Genomic DNA, 18099 nt, shown 5'->3' on the forward strand with positions numbered 1-18099 from the left:
TTCCCTGGATAACAGCGACGTTACTTTTCAATTCGCCGCGACGGGTATGTGTTCTATGAAATCCAGCACACGATGCTGTGCATATAAATGCTCTTTGCCTGATTGGGAATAACGGTCGTTGGCATATTCGTCCAACCACAAGGCTTCTTCCGTATTCATATGGGAAGAACCATGCATATAGGCTACGGCAAGCGACATATACAAACGTAAAGAATGTTTCGGGTCGGTAAAAGGTCCTGAACCCCATTGCATAGCATGCAACGTTCCGTAATCCCGCTTGCTATAAGCACGTGAAGCACCGCGCAATGAAGACAGGATAATTTCTTCAGGGCCGTACATCTGCTCGGCTCCCAACCAGTTATAGCCAGCCTGATACAAATAACGGAACACGTGGAAGGACTGTATGGCGCTGCTCTCTCCTTTTGAATAACGGAAATTCTCAACCAGCTTGCGGGCACCGTCGCCATATCCTTGACACCATACGGGTCATAATGGATAAAGGTTCCGTGGTCAGTTATAAATCGGGCGATGTTTAGCAAAAATACCGCCGTAAGGACGGTTCGGGCAGCCATATCCGAGAAGACTCCTTGATACAGGAAATGTTGCAGTAATAATAACCGCCGTCATTTTCGTGCGCCTGCTTTCCGCGGAACATCGGGAAGCCAATGTTTCCAAATCCGGATTGATACGTTTACCGGCAATGTACGGCCTTCTACCTGCCAGGCATAAGGAACCCGGAGCTTATTCAGCAAACCGGTATAATGACGGATAACTTCGGGACGGGCAACGCGGAAACCGCTCCACTGATAGGAAGGACGGAACTGATACCAGTTTCCGACCGCTGGGAGATATACCATTTAAAGAAATAATCATAGGCGCATATTCCTTATCTATATAAATTCTCATCCCCGAAGAAATGTAAACCTCATCCGGTTCCTTTTCTATTATCTGACGAATTGTTACTTCCGCTTTACGGCTTCCGTCATCAAAAATCATCGGAACGGCGGAAGCATAATTGCCGCACGAAACTCAATCACGTGCAAACCTGTTTCTTTTAATACCACTTCCTGAGACGCCGGGATAACAGAAGACGGAGCCTGTACCTTCAAACGGACATCCGGCTTATTCGTTTCTACCAGTACACCGAAAGCCGCTCCGGCAGAAACATATTCAGGCACGGAAACAATTTCAAAATCACGGGCACTCTCTTCGATAATCTCCAGCGAACGGAGTTCATAAGAATACGCTGCACGGTTATCCTCTTTGAGCAAAGTCAGTTTCAAATCGCCGTTACCCTGCACGGATGCAGGCAGAAGGATATAAAAGTCCGCTATATCAGAAGCTCTGTCGAAAATATTTCCTTCGTAAACAGTCGTACCGTTGAAATCCAGTTTCCAACGCGGCCAGCTGCGGGTAGAAAGGTTACAACCGGTCCAGTAGTTATAATCGTCTGTCTTATCGGCAAACTTAGCAAAAGGTATGGAGCAGACCTGTTTCTTGTTCTGCACCAATCTGGGTGCCTCCACCCAGCACTCGCCACTGAAATGAGTTCCCCCGATACGTAAAAAGGCACATGCGACGTTATCAGGAAGCACGAATGTTTGCGTTACTTGTTGATATTGCCGGAGCCTGCGGGTACCGGGAAATAAAGCAACGAATCCGGGCAGTCGTAAATATCGTCTTTATAGCGTCCGGGCTTTTTATAAAACAATTCTATCTGTACGCCAAAGTCACCACCCGCAGAAACGGACATGTCCTGACGTTTCACAACCGGCAAGGTCACCGTCAGTTCACCGGGTTTCAGCAAGTCACCCGAAATACGGTAATAGGCATGCCGCTCGAAGTTATTATCTTCTCCTTTAAAATACAAGGAATACTTATCTTTCTTCACATGGACGGAATCCAGATTGTCGTCGATATAAAATTCCGACCGCCTGAACATTTCCTCTCCCCTTTTTTCAAAAGGAGCCGGCATTTTTACTCCGCCGACAACACGAAGGAGTCTACGTACAGGATAGGCTTCCTGTTTAAACGAAACTGTTTCGGAAACACTGCTTCCGGGAGTTAACAAATGAACCTTTTCACCACCGGAAGGTGTGAAAATCACCGTTCTGTTCTCAGTCTGCACACCATCGGCAAAGAGATAGGAGACGGATAAAAGCTGGCAAATCAGAAGATAAAAGACTTTTTTCATAACTAATACTCAGAGATGTCTGTTAATAAATCAGGTCAAATGTACGACTAATTTCCATTGGTTTTATGTACTTTTGCCTTTTCATTGAATGAATAGAAAGAAAATGATCATTATCAGAGATACGGATTTATTAAAAGGGAAAAGACTGGTTGCTACCATCGGTTTCTTCGACGGAGTTCATCTGGGACATCGGTTCCTGATCAATGAACTGAAGGAAGTCGCGAAGACGAAAGGCCTGCCTTCGGCCGTTATTACCTTTCCGGAGCATCCGCGTGCCGTATTGCATTCGGATTATCAGCCCAAATTACTTAATTCATTTGAGGAAAAACTGGAACAACTGGCTACTACCGGCATAGATTACTGCATCGTTCTCGACTTCACGGTGGAGCTATCCCGCCTGACAGCACAGGAATTTATCAGTTCCATACTGGCGGAAAAATTACATGTAGCCGCTTTACTGATCGGTTACGACCATCGTTTCGGCCATGACCGGAAAGACGGTTTTGAGCAATATGTTGTTTATGGCGGAGCCTGCGGGATGGAAGTTATCAAAGCATCGCCTTACGACGAAGGACGTACGGCAGTAAGTTCTTCCGAGATCAGGAAATTATTGACAGACGGTGATGTGGAAGATGCCGCCCGGTTACTCACCTACCCTTATCAGCTACGGGGAACGATTGTAAACGGTTATAAAGTCGGCCGCAAACTGGGATTTCCAACAGCCAATATACAGGTGGACGAACCTTTTAAAATTGTACCGGGGATCGGGGTTTATGCAGTCTGGGTCTATCTGAAAGAAGAGAAATATAAAGGAATGCTCTACATCGGCGACCGTCCTACACTTCAGAATGGCGACAATATTACACTGGAAGTGAATATACTGGACTTCTCCGGAGATATCTATAATAATGAAATAACTGTTGCGTTTATATATTATGTACGGGGGGATGTCAAATTTAATTCCCTGGAAGAACTGATAGAACAACTCGGACATGACAGGGAGACGGTGGACAGGCTATTGACGGAATGTAACACACCCCCTGCCCCCTCTCAAGAGGGGAATTGAGATACAACCGGTAACAAAATTCAATAATCTGAATAGATGGAACTTTACTACGAAGCAATAGATACTTTGAAAGGGATGATCAGCCGTCCCTCTTTCAGCCGGGATGAAGCGGCTGTAGCCGACTTTTTACAACAGACATGGCAAGCTGCAGGACATACGGTACACCGTAAAGGGAATAATCTATGGATCGTTTCTCCCGGTTTCGACCTGAATAAACCAACACTGTTGCTGAACTCACATATCGACACCGTAAAACCGGCCTCCGGCTGGACGAAAGACCCTTTCAATCCCGAAGAGAGCGAAGATGAAAAGTTATACGGCCTGGGCAGCAATGACGCCGGAGCAAGCGTTGTTTCCCTGTATTCGGCTTTCACACTACTGACCGGTAAAGAACAGGCTTATAATCTGATTTTCCTGGCATCCTGCGAGGAAGAAGTATCAGGAAAGAACGGATTGGAAAGTACACTGGCAGACCTCCCGCCCATCGCTTTTGCCATCGTCGGCGAACCGACCGGCATGCAGCCAGCCGTTACCGAAAAAGGATTGATGGTTCTTGATTGCGTAGCAACCGGAAAAGCCGGTCATGCTGCCCGTAATGAAGGAATCAATGCTATCACATTGGCTATAAAAGATATTGAATGGTTCAACACCTACCAGTTTCCGGAGAAGAGTGATTTCCTCGGACCGGTAAAAATGAGCGTTACAATTATCCATGCCGGCACACAACACAACGTTGTTCCCGACCGCTGCGAATTCACGGTCGATATACGTACAAATGAATTTTACCCCAATGAAAAACTGTTCGAGCTGATCAAAGAGCAAGTGAATTGTGAAGTAAAAGCACGCAGTTTCCGTTTGAACTCGACGCGGACAGCACCGGATCACCCGTTTGTACAAAGAGCCATCATGCTGGGAAAAGAACCGTTCGGTTCGCCTACGCTCAGCGACCAGGCACTCATGCCGTTCCCTTCCGTCAAGATAGGCCCGGGAAACTCCGCCCGTTCGCATGCGGCAGACGAGTATATCGGCCTGATGGAGATCAGGGAGGCGATCGATACGTATGTCCGTTTACTGGATGGATTGAAATTATAATCGTATGTTGAAAAAAATACTGGGGACAATTGGAACACGCTATCTGATTGCCTTTCTTAATCTGATGCTCATTTTCATTAATGCCAAAGCATTGGGTGTGGAAGGGGTTGGCCTGGTGGGTATCATCCTGGCTTCAATAAATATAGCCGTTGTATTCAATGGGGTACTTTCAGGCAATACGATCGTATATTTTATGAACCGTTATTCCATACATACTATTTTGTTCCCGGCTTATGCATGGCCTCTGATAGGATCCGGATTAGCGTGCGCCGCCATGTTGCTGTTCGGACTATTTCCCAAAGAGTACCTGACAGACATATATGTGCTGTCATTGATCTCCTCTTTTATTACAACCAACGCCCGCTTTCTGCTGGGCAAAGACAGGATTACAGGATTTAATCTGACTTATATGCTGCAAGGCGGATTATTGTTCTTCATCCTTTTATACTTTTATTATATAGCAGGAAAACAAGAAGTTTCATCCTATATTTACGGATTATACATCACTTACGGCATTGCTTTCATCGGCAGTCTGATATTACTTTTTCCCTTTCTGACCAAAAGAGAAAATAAGCCTACAAACAAACCGTTTATCGCAATCCTAAAAGAAATGTTTACCTATGGACTTTGGGGTAGTGCCGACAATATAGCCGAAGTACTGACCACCCGGCTAAACTATTTCCTGATCCAGCGGTTTGCCGGACTGGGTAGTGTCGGATTACTCGATGCCGGGACAAAAATATCGGAAAGCGTCTGGCACATCAGTCGGAGTGTCAGCTTCATCGAATACAGCAGCGTAGCACAAACGACCAATGCAGGAGAACAAAAAAGGACTACATTAAAACTATTCAAACTTACCTTCTGTGCAATTACATCTACAACCATCTGTATTCTGTTTATACCGGAATGGGTTTACACCAATTACCTGTTCAGTCCCGAATTTATCGGCATGCGAAAAATTATATTCGGCTTGTCCATCGGAATTATTGCATTAGGGTGCAACAGCATACTCAGCCATTATTTCATTGGAAGCGGGAAAATACGTTATAGTGCAGTCAGTTCATGCGTCGGCCTTACAACTTTATTCATAGCAGGTCACATACTGATACCTGTTTACGGTGTCGTCGGCTCAGCCATCAGTACCAGTATTGCGTTCTGTGCCATGTTGATATTCTCAGTTACAGTATTCTGCCGCCAAAACCAAACCAGGCTAAGCGAATTCATTCCCGATAAAGAAGATTTTCGGGAACTGATAAAACGGATACGGGAAAAACTCGAAACAAAATAAAAAGGGCGGCATACAGATACTCTCTGCATACCACCCGCATTTCTATTATAATTCAATCTGTTTTCTTAATACCGGAAACTTCCTCCCCCCAGGAACTCGCGTAAAAGCGAAGTGCCGGGCAGGCCGACGTCCGGAATATAATTAAAGTAACGGAGGAAACGCAACAGACGGTAGGCTTCTGCGTTTTCTTCATCGCTCTCACGTACTTCGGCCAGGATCGGTTCGGCAAATTTGCGTAAAGCCGCCAACTCATACAGCATGGCGCTGTTGAACATAGCGTCCGCATTTTCCTGGTAAGGGAAAATCCATTTGTCCTCTCCCCGGCGCACACTCGGCCAGCGGGCAATCGTGTCTTTGGCCGAATAACCGCGGAAACGGTAATCACGGATGATACGACGCAACAGACGGTTATCGGTAGTCGGTATCCAGTTATGGTTATCCAAAGAGATGGATGTCAGAACGGAAACATACACCCGGTATTTATATTTATCCTCGATCATGGATGTCAGTTCCGGATTCAACGCATGGATACCTTCAATCACCAGGACTGAATTTTCACGCATCTTCAGTTTCTTACCTTTATAGATACGTTTACCCGAACCAAAATCAAAAGTAGGCACTTCTATTTCTTTCCCCGCCAACAAATCCTTCATCTCGCTGTTAAAATAAGGCAGATCGAGGGCATAAAGCGACTCGAAATCATAATCGCCCGTCTCGTCTTTCGGCGTATCTTCCCGGTTGAGGAAATAATCATCGAGCGAAATAGCCACAGGATGGATTAGATTCGTTATCAACTGGACTTCCAAACGCTTGCAGAAAGTTGTCTTTCCGGAAGACGAAGGTCCCGAGATCAGAACAATACGGACACCTTCTTCATATCTCTTCGCAATCTCTTCCGCAATCTTAGCAACCTGTTTTTCCTGCATTGCTTCCGAAACCATTATAATTTCGGAAGTATGCCCCTTCTCGATAGCCCGGTTCAGGTCGCCCACATTATTCAAATCCAATGTGCGCTGCAAAGTCAGATGCTCTTTATAAGCCTCGAACATCTTATCCTGCGTGATAGCCGGCTCCAGTTCCAGCGGATTACTTCTCTTCGGTATCTGAAGCAACACCCCGTCGAAATACGGAACGATATCGAACAACTGGATATAACCGGTGGAAGGCGTCAGACAGCCATAAAAGAAATTGATATAGCCATCCAGTTCATAATACGAAGTGTAAGGCATCCCGGCAGTCTCGATCAGACGCGCCTTGTCATTCATTCCCCGTTCACGGAAAAGGACAGCCGCATCCACCGTCCGGACTGTTTTATGCAGGAAAGGCATATCGGCATCAATAATTTCACGCATACGCTTCTTGATCTTGTCGATTGTTTCAAGATCGATCTTTTTGCCGTTATGGATTACACAGTAGTAACCTTTCGATATCGGATGTTCCAAATTTAATGTTGCGGAAGGCAACACATCATTGACCGCCTTTGAGAAAATATGACAAAGGGAACGGACATACGTACGCAACCCGGAAAGCTGAGTATAATCCACAAACTCAACATCTTTCGGATGCCAGCAATGGAAATTCAGGCCTTCCACCTTGTTATTCACTTTTGCATTCATCGGGCGGTAACGCAGAGGCGCCCCCATCATCGTATAAATATCCAATAAAGAGGAGCCGATTGGTACCTCTTTATAAGTATTGTTATTTTTGCAATAAATTGTGATTGTTTCAGACATATTATATCAGTTATTATTTGTAGTTTTGCTGCCTAAAGTTAGGAATATTAATCGGATATACTTCCAGGTATAACTATTTTTTGATGGATAATACAATTTTTACCGTACTTAAACTGCTCGGTTCGCTGGCTCTTTTGATGTATGGAATGAAAGTTATGAGTGAAGGTCTCCAGAAGTTAACAGGAGACCGTCTACGTAATATCCTGGGCGCCATGACTACAAACCGGTTTACCGGATTGCTCACGGGAGCATTCGTTACAGCCGCTGTCCAGTCATCCACCGCTACCACCGTTATGACCGTTAGTTTCGTAAACGCCGGTCTTCTTACCTTGACACAAGCTATATCCGTTATTATGGGAGCCAACATAGGGACGACAGTCACTGCGTGGATTATGTCTGTCTTCGGTTTCCAGTTTAATATGTCCAATGTCATTTATCCCCTGTTTGCATTATCCCTCCCCTTAATATTCTCTAAAAAAAGCGGACGCAAGTCATTCGGTGAATTCGTTTTCGGGTTCGCTTTTATGTTTTTAGGACTAACGACTTTGCGGGAGAATGCGATGCACATGGACCTGGAACACAACCAGGTACTCCTGTCTTTTATCGCATCCTGCAAGGAATGGGGAATGTTTTCCGTACTGTTGTTCCTGCTGATCGGAGGCATTATAACAATGGCGGTACAGTCATCAGCGGCCGTTATGGCTATTACATTAATATTATGTTCAAGCGGCGTATTAGACCTGTATCTGGGTATTGCGCTGGTGATGGGAGAGAACATCGGAACGACGGTAACCTCCAATATCGCGGCTCTCACCGGTAATGCACAAGCACGAAGGGCGGCATTTGCCCATTTCATATTCAACTTTTTCGGGATTATCTGGGTGCTCTGCATCTTCCACCCGTTTATCGACGCCGTAACGAATCTTGTCAATTACCTTGCCCCCAATACGCCCAAAGACATTGCAATCACCTATATGTTGTCGGCATTCCATACCGCATTTAACATTTGCAACGTACTGATATTAATATGGTTCATTAAACCGATTGAACGATTGGTTTGTTTAGTGATCAAATCAAAGCCGGAAGACGAAGAGTACCGCCTGCGTTACATCACAGGAGGTTTGCTTTCTACCGCTGAACTGTCTATTCTGCAAGCGAATAAGGAGATATCCCTTTTTGCCGAACGGACAACACGCATGTTCAGCATGGTAAAAGATGTGTTTTACGAGAAGGACGAGGACACCTTCATGAAAACGTATAACCGGATTGAAAAATACGAGAACATCAGCGACCATATGGAGATAGAGATAGCCAACTATCTTACCCTCGTTGCAGAAGGCCGCCTGAGTTCGGAAAGTAAAGAAGAAATCCGTATCATGCTACGTGCCGTATCGGAAATAGAAAGTATTGCCGACTCCTGTAACAATCTGGCTCGTACCATCAAACACAGGAATGAAGGGAAGTCTGTCTTTACCGACAAACAGAACCACAACATAGACAAGATTTTCGAACTGGTGACGAAATCGTTGTATCAGATGAACTCGATACTGAAAAAGCCGGAATTGTCGCACGACGACATCAACCCGTCTTACAATATCGAAAACGAAATAAACAATTATCGCAACCTGTTGAAACAACATAATGTAGAAGATATCAATAATAAGGAATACCAGTATCAGGACGGGGTATATTATATGGATATCGTCAGCGAAGCTGAAAAGCTGGGAGATTATGTCCTGAATGTTGTACAGGCTGTTATTGAGAAGAAAATATAAGTATGCATACATTCATTTTAATCGGATATTTATCCACTTAAATTTACATAAATGGACTATTCTTTTTTTGATTTTCTTACGCTTGTAGGAGCATTAGGTATGTTCCTATACGGAATGAAAGTAATGAGTGAAGGTCTGCAAAAAGTCGCAGGAGACAAGTTACGCAGCATTCTCTCGGTAATGACGACTAACCGATTTACAGGTGTTCTGACCGGGATTCTGATCACAGCACTCATTCAGTCATCAAGTGCCACTACCGTGATGGTTGTCAGTTTCGTTAATGCGGGACTTCTGACGCTAACCCAGTCAATCAGTGTCATCATGGGAGCCAACGTCGGTACGACGGTTACGGCATGGATCATCTCCCTCTTCGGATTTAAAGTCGACATCAGTGTCTTCTCCCTGCCGCTCATCGGATTATGTATTCCGCTGATATTTTCCGGCAAGAGTAAACGAAAATCATGGGGTGAATTTTTAATGGGTTTTGCTTTCCTTTTCATGGGGCTATCCTATCTGAAATCTTCAGTGCCCGACCTGCAAAGCAATCCTCAAATCCTTTCTTTCTTACAAGATTATACCTCTTTGGGATATCCTTCCCTCCTTATATTCCTCCTTTTAGGAACCATTCTTACAGTTATCGTTCAATCATCCAGTGCTACCGTTGCCATCACATTAATTATGTGTACGCAGGGATGGATTCCTTTCGAGATGGCGGCAGCCATGGTACTGGGAGAAAATATCGGAACAACCATTACAGCGAATATTGCGGCTATTTCGGCGAACGTTTCGGCCCGGCGTGCTGCAATCGCCCACCTGATGTTTAACGTATTCGGGGTATGTTGGGTGATGGCACTGTTCTATCCGTTCACCAGCATGATCACCTGGATCGTTACAAACTATGGCCCGGGCGACCCGAACGAGATGACACAGTTCCTGAGCACACTCGATCCGAAGACGATCTCCCTGATCACTTCCAGCGCGCAGATCACAGACCCGCACCTGCTCGCTTTGCAAAAGCAATTACTCACATTACAGGTATCCGTTTCCTACGGCCTTTCCCTGTTCCATACCGTATTCAATATAACAAACGTTTGTATCATGATCTGGTTCGTGAAGTTCTACGTATATGTTTGTTCAGCACTGATCAAACCGAAGAACGTAAGCGACGAAGAAGAGTTCCAGTTGAAATATATTCCTTCCGGCATGCTCTCCACTTCCGAGTTATCATTGATGCAGGCAAAGAAAGAGATTGCCGTATTCGGAGAACGTACACAACGTATGTTCGGCATGGTTAAAGACCTGTTCTATGAGAAGAACGAAGACAACTTCCTGAAGATATACAGTCGCATCGAAAAGTACGAGAACATCAGCGACCGTATGGAAATCGAGATTGCCAACTATCTGACATTCGTTGCTGAAGGACGCCTGAGTTCTGAAGGTAAGGAAGAAATCCGTATCATGTTGCGTACCGTTACGGAAATAGAAAGTATCGCCGACTCCTGCAACAACCTGGCACGTGGTATCAGACGCCGCAACGAAGGCAAATCCGAGTTTACCGACGAGCAGAACCACAACATCGACCAGATGTTCGCCCTGCTTGAAAAGGCCCTGACCCGGATGAATGAAATCCTCCACATGCAGGAAGTCGTTCACGACGATATCAACCAGTCTTACAACATTGAAAACGAGATCAACAATTATCGCAATCAGTTGAAGATACACAATATGGAAGATGTCAACAATAAGAAATACCAGTATCAGGACGGTGTTTATTATATGGACCTTGTCGGTGAATCCGAAAAGCTGGGCGACTATGTATTAAATGTAGTACAGGCCGTTATCGAAAAGAAAATATAACCATAAACTTTTATGGTTACCAAGTAAAAGCTCTTTCCGTTTATCCGGAAAGGGCTTTTTCATTATCCGATAGTCCCGGAGAGAAAACTACCTTATTCTTCATAGTATCATATATTATGATACAACATTCTCATAATATATGCGATTATAATATCATAATATATGATACTTCAAATTCCTTATAGAGTAATCCCATACAGGTCAGGAGAGAAGTAAACAGGGAGAGTGGCAAAGAGAAGGAAAGGTCTATAAACAATTAAAGCCTGTCTCACGACAAGCCCTAACCAACTTTGTTAACCTTAAATCTAATACTATTATGAAAAAACCACAATGCAAAGATAAGGCTGTAGCAAGCCTTTGTCAAGCCTTTTACAGACAATATATGTTAAGCTATCCGGGCATTGTAGCTAAAAATTGTTTTAGAACACAAAACTTTATACAATACAGACAAAAACTGCTAATTTTAACAGTTAAAAGGAGCGTTTTCCACCCTTTTAGCACCCTGCAAAACTTATAGCATATCTACTATCCGCCGCTGCTCTTCAAAAAAGACGATACGGTCTTTCTCTCCGCTACGGGAGATCAGGGTAGAAGTACGGATCAGGGATTGCATCCACTGCTTCATCCGTTGGAATATAGCTTCGTCAGGAGATGTCGCGTCGTTCAGTGTGAAAGATTTAAGCATCGTCAGATGGCAATGTTGCGTTTCCACATAACTGTAACTGGTTTCAAAGTTAACACTGCTGACAAAAAAGTGGATATTCTTGCCTTCCTTCCAGAAACCTCTGGCAGCCAAAGTCTCCAGATCATCAATAAAGATCATCAGTTCCTTCTTCAGGACATTTATTTCCTCCCGGGTAATCAGATAGATGCTGGCAAAATATTTAATATCATTCACCAGGTACAGGAATGTCATGCTATCCATTATATGGTACGCATTGGCAGCCTGGCAAACCTCCGTTACAATCTCGCTGTTAATCAGTTGCAGCCGGTCCGGTGGTTCAATCTGGCTGTACCGGGCAGGCATAACATTCCCACATTGATAAATCCATTTGAACAGGTAAAACCGATAAATATGTCTGTAGCCTAACACCAACGACTGAGGAAGAATATTCAACGCCCCGCCCACTTCTGAATTCGGATCATCCTTGAGATACCTCAACTCATTCACAAAGTTTTCGAGCATCTCATAATCCTCTTCGCTCGGATTCAGGAAATTTACCATTTTCATCTGGAACGGCCTGCTTTTACCCGAAGAACAGCCAATGATATGATCCAACGAAATATCCAGCTTGGCAGCAATGGTAGCAATTTCGAAGATGGTAAAAGGGACATCGCCTCTCAACCGACGATAAACGGCTTCCTTTTCCAGCATCAGAAGGTCGGCCAACTTATTTGTCAGCACGCCTCGTCCCGGAAACTTGTCTTTAATAGCCGTTACAAGATTTTCATATAACAGGTCATTTTTCATACATAATCGTTTTTCAAATTTGGTCTTAGTTCCCGGCGTCTGTCCTAAAAACACGTTCTGTTTCCGACAAATATATGCAAAAACTTTTGATTATGTAGCTCTTATACCTGTTTCCTTTCTCTGTTTTTTATTCACAAGGCAGTGTAAACCAGAACCTTGATCCCACACCAGGCGTTGAATCCACACCGATCTCACCGCGTAAGGCATTGACGATCGTTTTACAAATAGACAAGCCTAAACCAGTACCTTGCTTGAAAGAATCGACTTTGGTAAACCGTTCGAAAATCGTTTCGATATGCCTGGCTGAAATACCGATACCGGTGTCGCTGACTTCAAACAAGACATGATCCTCTTCCACACGATAGGAAAGGGTGATAGATCCTTGTTCGGTAAACTTGATGGCATTCGACAGTAAGTTGGAGACCACTTGTGTAACTCGCTTGGGGTCGGTATGGAGTATTTTGTCCGGCAAAGCATTCAGGTCGCACCGCATAGAGACGCCTTCCTGAACTTTCAGGGAATGTACTTTATATTGTTCTGCACATATTTCCTTTATATTGACATCTGCCAGCGAATAATCCATCATTCCCGATTCGATCTTTGAGAAATCGAGGATATCGGTGACCAGACGAAGAAGCAGGTCGCAATTTGTATTGATAATCTTCACATATTCATCCTTTCCCTCTTCATCATCCATTTCAGCAATGATACCGGAGAAACCGACAATGGCATTCAAAGGCGTACGGATCTCATGGCTCATATTGGCCAGAAACGTAGATTTCAGCATATCTGCCTCACGGGCCTTTTGCATTTCCAGTTCATTCTTACGCGATTCGTCACGGGCCTGCTGCAAATTCTCTTCCAGCAGTTTCTCTCCCGTTATGTCCGTTATATAACAAACGACTTTGCTGGGATGCCCGTCTTTATTGATTTTGTGTGCCTGGGCATTTATACGAATCCAGGTGGGAACCGTCCGGACAAACATTTTACATACAAAACTACAATTATCAGTCTCTCCGCGGATAACCTGCAAAAGAGGTCCCATATCATTCCCGGGGATAGAACTGAATTGCCCCAAATCCCACAACTCCTGAATAGACAGATAATTATGTGTCTTCAGATAATTGAACAAAGGATTTGAACTGGAATGGTCATTCAACACAGGGTCTATATACAGTTCATCCTCCTCCACGCTATACTCACCGACTATTGAACGGCCGGACAACAGAACGGCTTTCAAAATAGCCAGGTTGTTACGGGTCTGTTCCGCTTTAAGTTGCATATCCGTGTTATCTGAAATGATTAGCAGGTATCCGACCAGCCCGAACTCCGGATCATTCAGTCCTATTCCCTTTATCTGAAGATATTTGACCTGGTCTACGAAAGCCGATGGATAATAGCTGGTATTCTGTATGATACTAAAATCATAGACGAATGGAAAACTAAACGCCCGTCCGCTCTTTATCCCCTTCAGTATTTTCTCCGGAATAGCCGGGTTCCTGAAAAGATTAATGCCTAAAAGATCTTTGCGGGCAGAGCCGAAAATACGGGCATCAGCCTCATTGAGATCGATCAGGTAACCTTCGGAGTCATATAGTTCCACCCCGATAGGCAAATTATTGAAGAACTGTTTAAATTTGATGCTGAGTTCCGCCAAATGTTTCCTCGATTCTTCCAGGCTGGCTTGTGTCTCCCGACGTTCGATGATCAGGGAAAAGATACTTGCTATAATATGTAAGTCTTCGATTTCCGTAGCAGTCCAGAAACGTTGTACACGAACAGAGTCAAAACCAATAAACCCTTGTATTTTATTATGGAAAGAAAGCGGAATAATAAGCATGGATTTCAGGTGCTGCAACTCAAACAGTTTTTTATCCGTTTCCGCTTCCGGAGGCAGGTCGCTCATGCTGCACATGACGATATCACGTCCGTCCTTCACTGTTTCCATGATCCAGGGGATAGTCTCGTCCGTCAGTTCCGAATGGTTCTCTTTGGGGACTTCCACCCATTCGCTCATCACTTCGTAAGGGAAATAGGCTGTCCGCCCGTCTTTTTCAAAAATAGCTACATATCCCCAGTCTGCATTGAAAAAGTTCAGGAGCAAACTCATGGCCTTCTCTATCGGCTGGCGTTCTTCATTAAACAGCAATACAAGTACCTCGGAAATAATACGCTTGATATTGGAAGCTTCAGCAAAAGAACTGCCGGTATCGGCCTTCCGTTCATTGTCACGTGCTTCTAATAATAGTATCAGTTCCTCTTTGGATAATCGGTTATATTTGTTCTTTGTTAGTGTTGACATCATATGGTAATTCTTTATAAACGCAAAAATATTGAATAGTTTTGATTTTTAAGGCATTTCAAGGAACTAATTCACGTCGAGACATGTTAATATTCACCGGAAATCGCCCGGAAGGCCGTTTCTTTAGAACAATTATGCTTTTAATCATAAGCGTGTTCAGCGTAAAAAGTTATATTTGCATGTTCTAATGTAGACGATTTTAAATATGTTGAAGCAACAGTTACAACAAAAGTTACAGCAAAAGCTATCTCCGCAGCAGATCCAGTTAATACGGCTTCTGGAACTTCCCGCTATCGAGCTGGAAGAACGAATCAAGCACGAACTGGAGGATAATCCTGCCCTGGAGGAAGGAAAGGATATTGCGGACGACTTTGAACGGACTGACGACGAGGGTGTTGATGATATAACTACAAACGAAACAGATACAGACCTCTCACTCGGAGACTATATGAGTGAAGACGATATCCCGGACTACAAGCTCCGCGAGATAAGCGAGAAAACCGACCGCAAGGAAGATATTCCTTTTTCCGTAAGCCAGTCATTGAACGAATATCTGCTGCAACAGCTCGGATTGCGTGACCTGCCGGAAAAGGAAATGAAGATTGCCGAATATATTATCGGAAATATAGACGACGACGGTTACTTGCGCCGCGAACTCTCCGCCATTGCCGACGACCTGGTTTTCCAGGCCGGACAAGACGTTAACGAGAAAGAAATAGAAGAGGTGCTCACCATCATACAGGATTTCGACCCCGCCGGAGTCGGAGCCCGCAACCTACAGGAATGTTTATTGCTCCAACTCGACCGTAAAGAGTCGACGCCCGGAGTAAAGATGGCTATCCATATCCTCACGGAATATTTCGAGGAATTTACCCGCAAGCACTACGACAAGATCATGCGCGGCCTCAACATCAGCGAAGGCACGCTGAAAAAGGCTATTCACGAAATAATCGCCCTCGATCCTAAACCTTGCAGCAGCTGGGGTGGTTCTATGGAAGCAGCCATGAGCCAGGTCATTCCGGATTTCCTGGTCGAGGCGGTGAACGGCGAATTGATCCTGAGTATGAACAACCGGGATATTCCGGATCTGAAGATCAGCCGTGAATATGCGGAAATGTTTCAGGACTACACCGACAATAAGGCCAACCAGACTTCCAAAATGCGTGAAGCAGTGCAGTTCGTAAAACAAAAGCTGGATTCCGCACAATGGTTTATCGACGCTATCAAACAGCGCCAGGAAACATTACAGCGTACGATGGAAGCCATCATCCTCCTGCAACGGGACTTTTTCCTGACGGGAGACGATGCGACCCTGCGCCCGATGATACTGAAAGACGTGGCCGAACGTGCGGGATACGACATATCGACCATTTCGAGGGTTAGCAACAGTAAATACGTGCAAACCAATTTCGGCATCTACCCTCTGAAGTTCTTCTTCTCCGAATCGATGCAAACCGACAGCGGCGAGGAAATATCCACCCGTGAGGTGAAGAAGATAATGAAAGAACACATAGACAGCGAGGATAAACGCAAACCGCTCACAGATGAGGAACTCACCACGATCCTCAAAGAGAAAGGTTATGTGATCGCCCGCCGCACAGTGGCCAAATACCGGGAACAACTAGACATTCCGGTTGCAAGGCTCAGAAAAGAAATATAAATTTGAAGCGTTATGAGATTGTTTTCAAATATAATATCCGGCATGTTCCACCCGTTACTAATGATAACGTATGGAGTCATTCTGGCATTGTCATTCACATACCTGGCGATCTACCCGCCCACCATGAAGTTGTTTCTGGTTGGCGGAGCCTTCCTGTCGACAGCCGTCGTTCCGGGAATTTTCATCTTTCTGATGGTCAAGAACGGGGCCGCCGGCGACCTGGAACTGACAGACCGCAAAGAACGGGTAGTTCCCTACCTGATCATCATCACCTCCATCATGGTCTGTATATTTTATATGTACAAGATGATGATCCCGTTCTGGTTCCTCTCGTTGCTGATGGGGGCCTGCGTAGCATTGCTCTTTTCCCTGTGCATTAACTTCTTCTGGAAGATCAGTGCCCATGCGCTGGGCATCGGAGGACTTCTCGGAGGAATCATGGGTGTTGCGCGCATCCACCTGATAAATCCTTACTGGGGATTCATTATCATACTGCTGGCAGCCGGGCTGGTCGGTACTTCACGTATCTTTTTAAAACGGCATACTCCTATGCAGGTATATGCCGGCTTTTGTCTCGGTTTTATATGTACCTTTGTAGCCTCATTATTGAGTTATATCTATTTATTCATCTAATAAAAACACTAAAGTTATGAACTTTCCTGCTGATTTAAAGTACACAAAAGATCACGAATGGATTCGTGTAGACGGCGAAGTTGCCTATATCGGTATCACTGACTATGCTCAGAGCGAATTAGGCGAAATCGTTTTTGTAGACATCACCACTGAAGGCGAAGTCGTTGCCAAAGAAGAAGTTTTCGGTACAATCGAAGCTGTAAAAACTGTTTCCGACCTGTTCATGCCGGTTAGCGGAGAAGTGATCCAGGCAAACTCCGAACTGGAAGACAAACCTGAACTGGTAAACGAAGATGTTTACGGAAACGGATGGTTGATCAAGATTTCCATGTCTGACCCTTCTGAACTGGACGACCTGCTGTCGGCTGCCGAATACGAACAACTGATCGCAAAATAAATGACACCGGTAGTAAGTATTATCATGGGCAGCACTTCCGACCTGCCCGTAATGGAAAAAGCAGCCAAGTTGCTGGACGAAATGGAGATTCCTTTCGAAATGCACGCCTTGTCTGCCCACCGTACTCCGGCTGAAGTGGAAGCCTTTGCCAAAGGAGCCAAAGACCGTGGTATTAAAGTTATTATCGCCGCAGCCGGTATGGCTGCACACCTGTGTGGCGTGATTGCATCCATGACTACCGTTCCGGTAATCGGTGTGCCTATCAACTCTACACTCGACGGTATGGACGCCCTGCTGGCTATCGTACAGATGCCTCCGGGAATTCCTGTTGCCACTGTCGGTATCAACGGAGCATTAAACGCCGGAATCCTGGCAGTCCAGATGCTTGCCGTAGGAGACGAACAACTCCAGGGCAAGCTGGCCGATTACAAGGAAAATCTGAAGAAAAAGATCGTAAAAGCCAACGAAGAGTTAGCTCAGGTATCTTTTAAATACAAAACTAATTAATCAGATTGTTGGAACATAGCCTGTTTTTAGCGACTGAAAGGTAACTTTTCCCCTCTTGAGAGCGGGCAGGGGGTGTGTTAAAGCCAGTAAATAAGGCGAAAAGATAACACACCCCTTATCTCCT

The 18099-nt window shown here is 44.9% G+C and carries 16 protein-coding genes; 9 read left to right on the plus strand and 7 right to left on the minus strand.

Translation table 11 applies throughout. From position 1 onward, the window contains the following. Window positions 1-27: 27 nt before the first annotated feature. The 4 genes from C825_RS00420 to C825_RS00435 all read right to left on the minus strand — a co-directional run bounded on the left by C825_RS00420 (window position 28) and on the right by C825_RS00435 (window position 2194). Window positions 28-390, minus strand: a complete 363-nt coding sequence (locus C825_RS00420; RefSeq protein WP_250690549.1) for a hypothetical protein — start codon at window positions 388-390, stop codon at window positions 28-30. Window positions 391-623: 233 nt separating this feature from the next. After that, a complete protein-coding gene (locus C825_RS00425) occupies window positions 624-857 on the minus strand; it encodes a hypothetical protein (RefSeq protein WP_250690550.1) in 234 nt (77 codons plus the stop codon). 135 nt (window positions 858-992) lie between these two features. Next, window positions 993-1595 (minus strand): hypothetical protein, encoded by a 603-nt coding sequence (locus C825_RS00430; RefSeq protein WP_250690551.1) that lies wholly within the window; start codon window positions 1593-1595, stop codon window positions 993-995. Window positions 1596-1606: 11 nt separating this feature from the next. After that, window positions 1607-2194: a hypothetical protein gene (locus tag C825_RS00435; RefSeq protein WP_250690552.1), complete on the minus strand. Its 588-nt coding sequence runs from the start codon at window positions 2192-2194 to the stop codon at window positions 1607-1609. A 103-nt stretch (window positions 2195-2297) separates the two neighbouring features. Between C825_RS00435 and ribF the strand changes: the two genes are divergently transcribed. From ribF to C825_RS00450, 3 genes are read left to right on the plus strand one after another with little or no spacing between them, the layout of a single operon-like run. Further along, window positions 2298-3260, plus strand: a complete 963-nt coding sequence (gene ribF, locus C825_RS00440) for a riboflavin biosynthesis protein RibF (protein ID WP_010800960.1) — start codon at window positions 2298-2300, stop codon at window positions 3258-3260. Window positions 3261-3296: 36 nt separating this feature from the next. Beyond that, on the plus strand, window positions 3297-4352 hold the full coding sequence (locus C825_RS00445) for a M20 family metallo-hydrolase (protein ID WP_010800961.1): 1056 nt from the start codon (window positions 3297-3299) through the stop codon (window positions 4350-4352). Window positions 4353-4356: 4 nt separating this feature from the next. Beyond that, window positions 4357-5640, plus strand: coding sequence for a lipopolysaccharide biosynthesis protein (locus C825_RS00450; RefSeq protein ID WP_009860123.1), 1284 nt, complete (start codon window positions 4357-4359; stop codon window positions 5638-5640). Between the two features lie 65 nt (window positions 5641-5705). Here the strand turns inward: C825_RS00450 and C825_RS00455 are convergent, their stop codons facing one another. Further along, complete coding sequence (locus tag C825_RS00455) at window positions 5706-7373, minus strand: nucleoside kinase (protein WP_010800962.1); 1668 nt, start codon at window positions 7371-7373, stop codon at window positions 5706-5708. 83 nt (window positions 7374-7456) lie between these two features. Here C825_RS00455 and C825_RS00460 point away from each other — a divergent pair, with 83 nt between their 5' ends. Beyond that, a complete protein-coding gene (locus tag C825_RS00460; RefSeq protein ID WP_010800963.1) occupies window positions 7457-9148 on the plus strand; it encodes a Na/Pi cotransporter family protein in 1692 nt (563 codons plus the stop codon). Between the two features lie 51 nt (window positions 9149-9199). Beyond that, on the plus strand, window positions 9200-11005 hold the full coding sequence (locus C825_RS00465) for a Na/Pi cotransporter family protein (RefSeq protein WP_009860126.1): 1806 nt from the start codon (window positions 9200-9202) through the stop codon (window positions 11003-11005). A 511-nt stretch (window positions 11006-11516) separates the two neighbouring features. Here the strand turns inward: C825_RS00465 and C825_RS00470 are convergent. Both C825_RS00470 and C825_RS00475 read right to left on the minus strand, forming a co-directional pair. Beyond that, entirely contained in the window at window positions 11517-12476 is a 960-nt protein-coding gene (locus C825_RS00470) for a helix-turn-helix domain-containing protein (RefSeq protein ID WP_009860128.1), read from the minus strand. A 127-nt stretch (window positions 12477-12603) separates the two neighbouring features. Continuing rightward, window positions 12604-14781: a sensor histidine kinase gene (locus tag C825_RS00475; protein WP_010800964.1), complete on the minus strand. Its 2178-nt coding sequence runs from the start codon at window positions 14779-14781 to the stop codon at window positions 12604-12606. 202 nt (window positions 14782-14983) lie between these two features. On the opposite strand from C825_RS00475, the gene rpoN reads away from it, so the two are divergent. From rpoN to purE, 4 genes are read left to right on the plus strand one after another with little or no spacing between them, the layout of a single operon-like run. Beyond that, the gene (rpoN, locus tag C825_RS00480; protein WP_010800965.1) at window positions 14984-16438 is read left to right on the plus strand and encodes an RNA polymerase factor sigma-54; all 1455 of its coding nucleotides are present in this window, start codon (window positions 14984-14986) and stop codon (window positions 16436-16438) included. Window positions 16439-16450: 12 nt separating this feature from the next. Beyond that, a complete protein-coding gene (locus tag C825_RS00485; protein WP_009860131.1) occupies window positions 16451-17071 on the plus strand; it encodes a phosphatase PAP2 family protein in 621 nt (206 codons plus the stop codon). Window positions 17072-17087: 16 nt separating this feature from the next. Further along, a complete protein-coding gene (gene gcvH / locus C825_RS00490) occupies window positions 17088-17468 on the plus strand; it encodes a glycine cleavage system protein GcvH (protein WP_009860132.1) in 381 nt (126 codons plus the stop codon). After that, a complete protein-coding gene (purE, locus tag C825_RS00495) occupies window positions 17469-17975 on the plus strand; it encodes a 5-(carboxyamino)imidazole ribonucleotide mutase (protein WP_009860133.1) in 507 nt (168 codons plus the stop codon). Window positions 17976-18099: the final 124 nt, after the last annotated feature.

It is taken from the genome of Parabacteroides sp. ASF519 (assembly GCF_000364265.2).
Taxonomy (GTDB): Bacteria; Bacteroidota; Bacteroidia; order Bacteroidales; family Tannerellaceae; genus Parabacteroides; species Parabacteroides goldsteinii.

Bases quoted from the DNA above. Each gene is read 5' to 3' on its own strand.
- purE (WP_009860133.1), top strand. From the start codon at position 17,469: ATGACACCGGTAGTAAGTATTATCATGGGCAGCACTTCCGACCTGCCC.
- C825_RS00425 (WP_250690550.1), bottom strand. From the start codon at position 857: ATGGTATATCTCCCAGCGGTCGGAAACTGGTATCAGTTCCGTCCTTCC.
- C825_RS00445 (WP_010800961.1), top strand. From the start codon at position 3,297: ATGGAACTTTACTACGAAGCAATAGATACTTTGAAAGGGATGATCAGC.
- C825_RS00475 (WP_010800964.1), bottom strand. From the start codon at position 14,781: ATGATGTCAACACTAACAAAGAACAAATATAACCGATTATCCAAAGAG.
- ribF (WP_010800960.1), top strand. From the start codon at position 2,298: ATGATCATTATCAGAGATACGGATTTATTAAAAGGGAAAAGACTGGTT.
- C825_RS00470 (WP_009860128.1), bottom strand. From the start codon at position 12,476: ATGAAAAATGACCTGTTATATGAAAATCTTGTAACGGCTATTAAAGAC.
- C825_RS00455 (WP_010800962.1), bottom strand. From the start codon at position 7,373: ATGTCTGAAACAATCACAATTTATTGCAAAAATAACAATACTTATAAA.
- C825_RS00435 (WP_250690552.1), bottom strand. From the start codon at position 2,194: ATGAAAAAAGTCTTTTATCTTCTGATTTGCCAGCTTTTATCCGTCTCC.
- gcvH (WP_009860132.1), top strand. From the start codon at position 17,088: ATGAACTTTCCTGCTGATTTAAAGTACACAAAAGATCACGAATGGATT.
- C825_RS00460 (WP_010800963.1), top strand. From the start codon at position 7,457: ATGGATAATACAATTTTTACCGTACTTAAACTGCTCGGTTCGCTGGCT.
- C825_RS00485 (WP_009860131.1), top strand. From the start codon at position 16,451: ATGAGATTGTTTTCAAATATAATATCCGGCATGTTCCACCCGTTACTA.
- C825_RS00450 (WP_009860123.1), top strand. From the start codon at position 4,357: ATGTTGAAAAAAATACTGGGGACAATTGGAACACGCTATCTGATTGCC.
- rpoN (WP_010800965.1), top strand. From the start codon at position 14,984: ATGTTGAAGCAACAGTTACAACAAAAGTTACAGCAAAAGCTATCTCCG.
- C825_RS00465 (WP_009860126.1), top strand. From the start codon at position 9,200: ATGGACTATTCTTTTTTTGATTTTCTTACGCTTGTAGGAGCATTAGGT.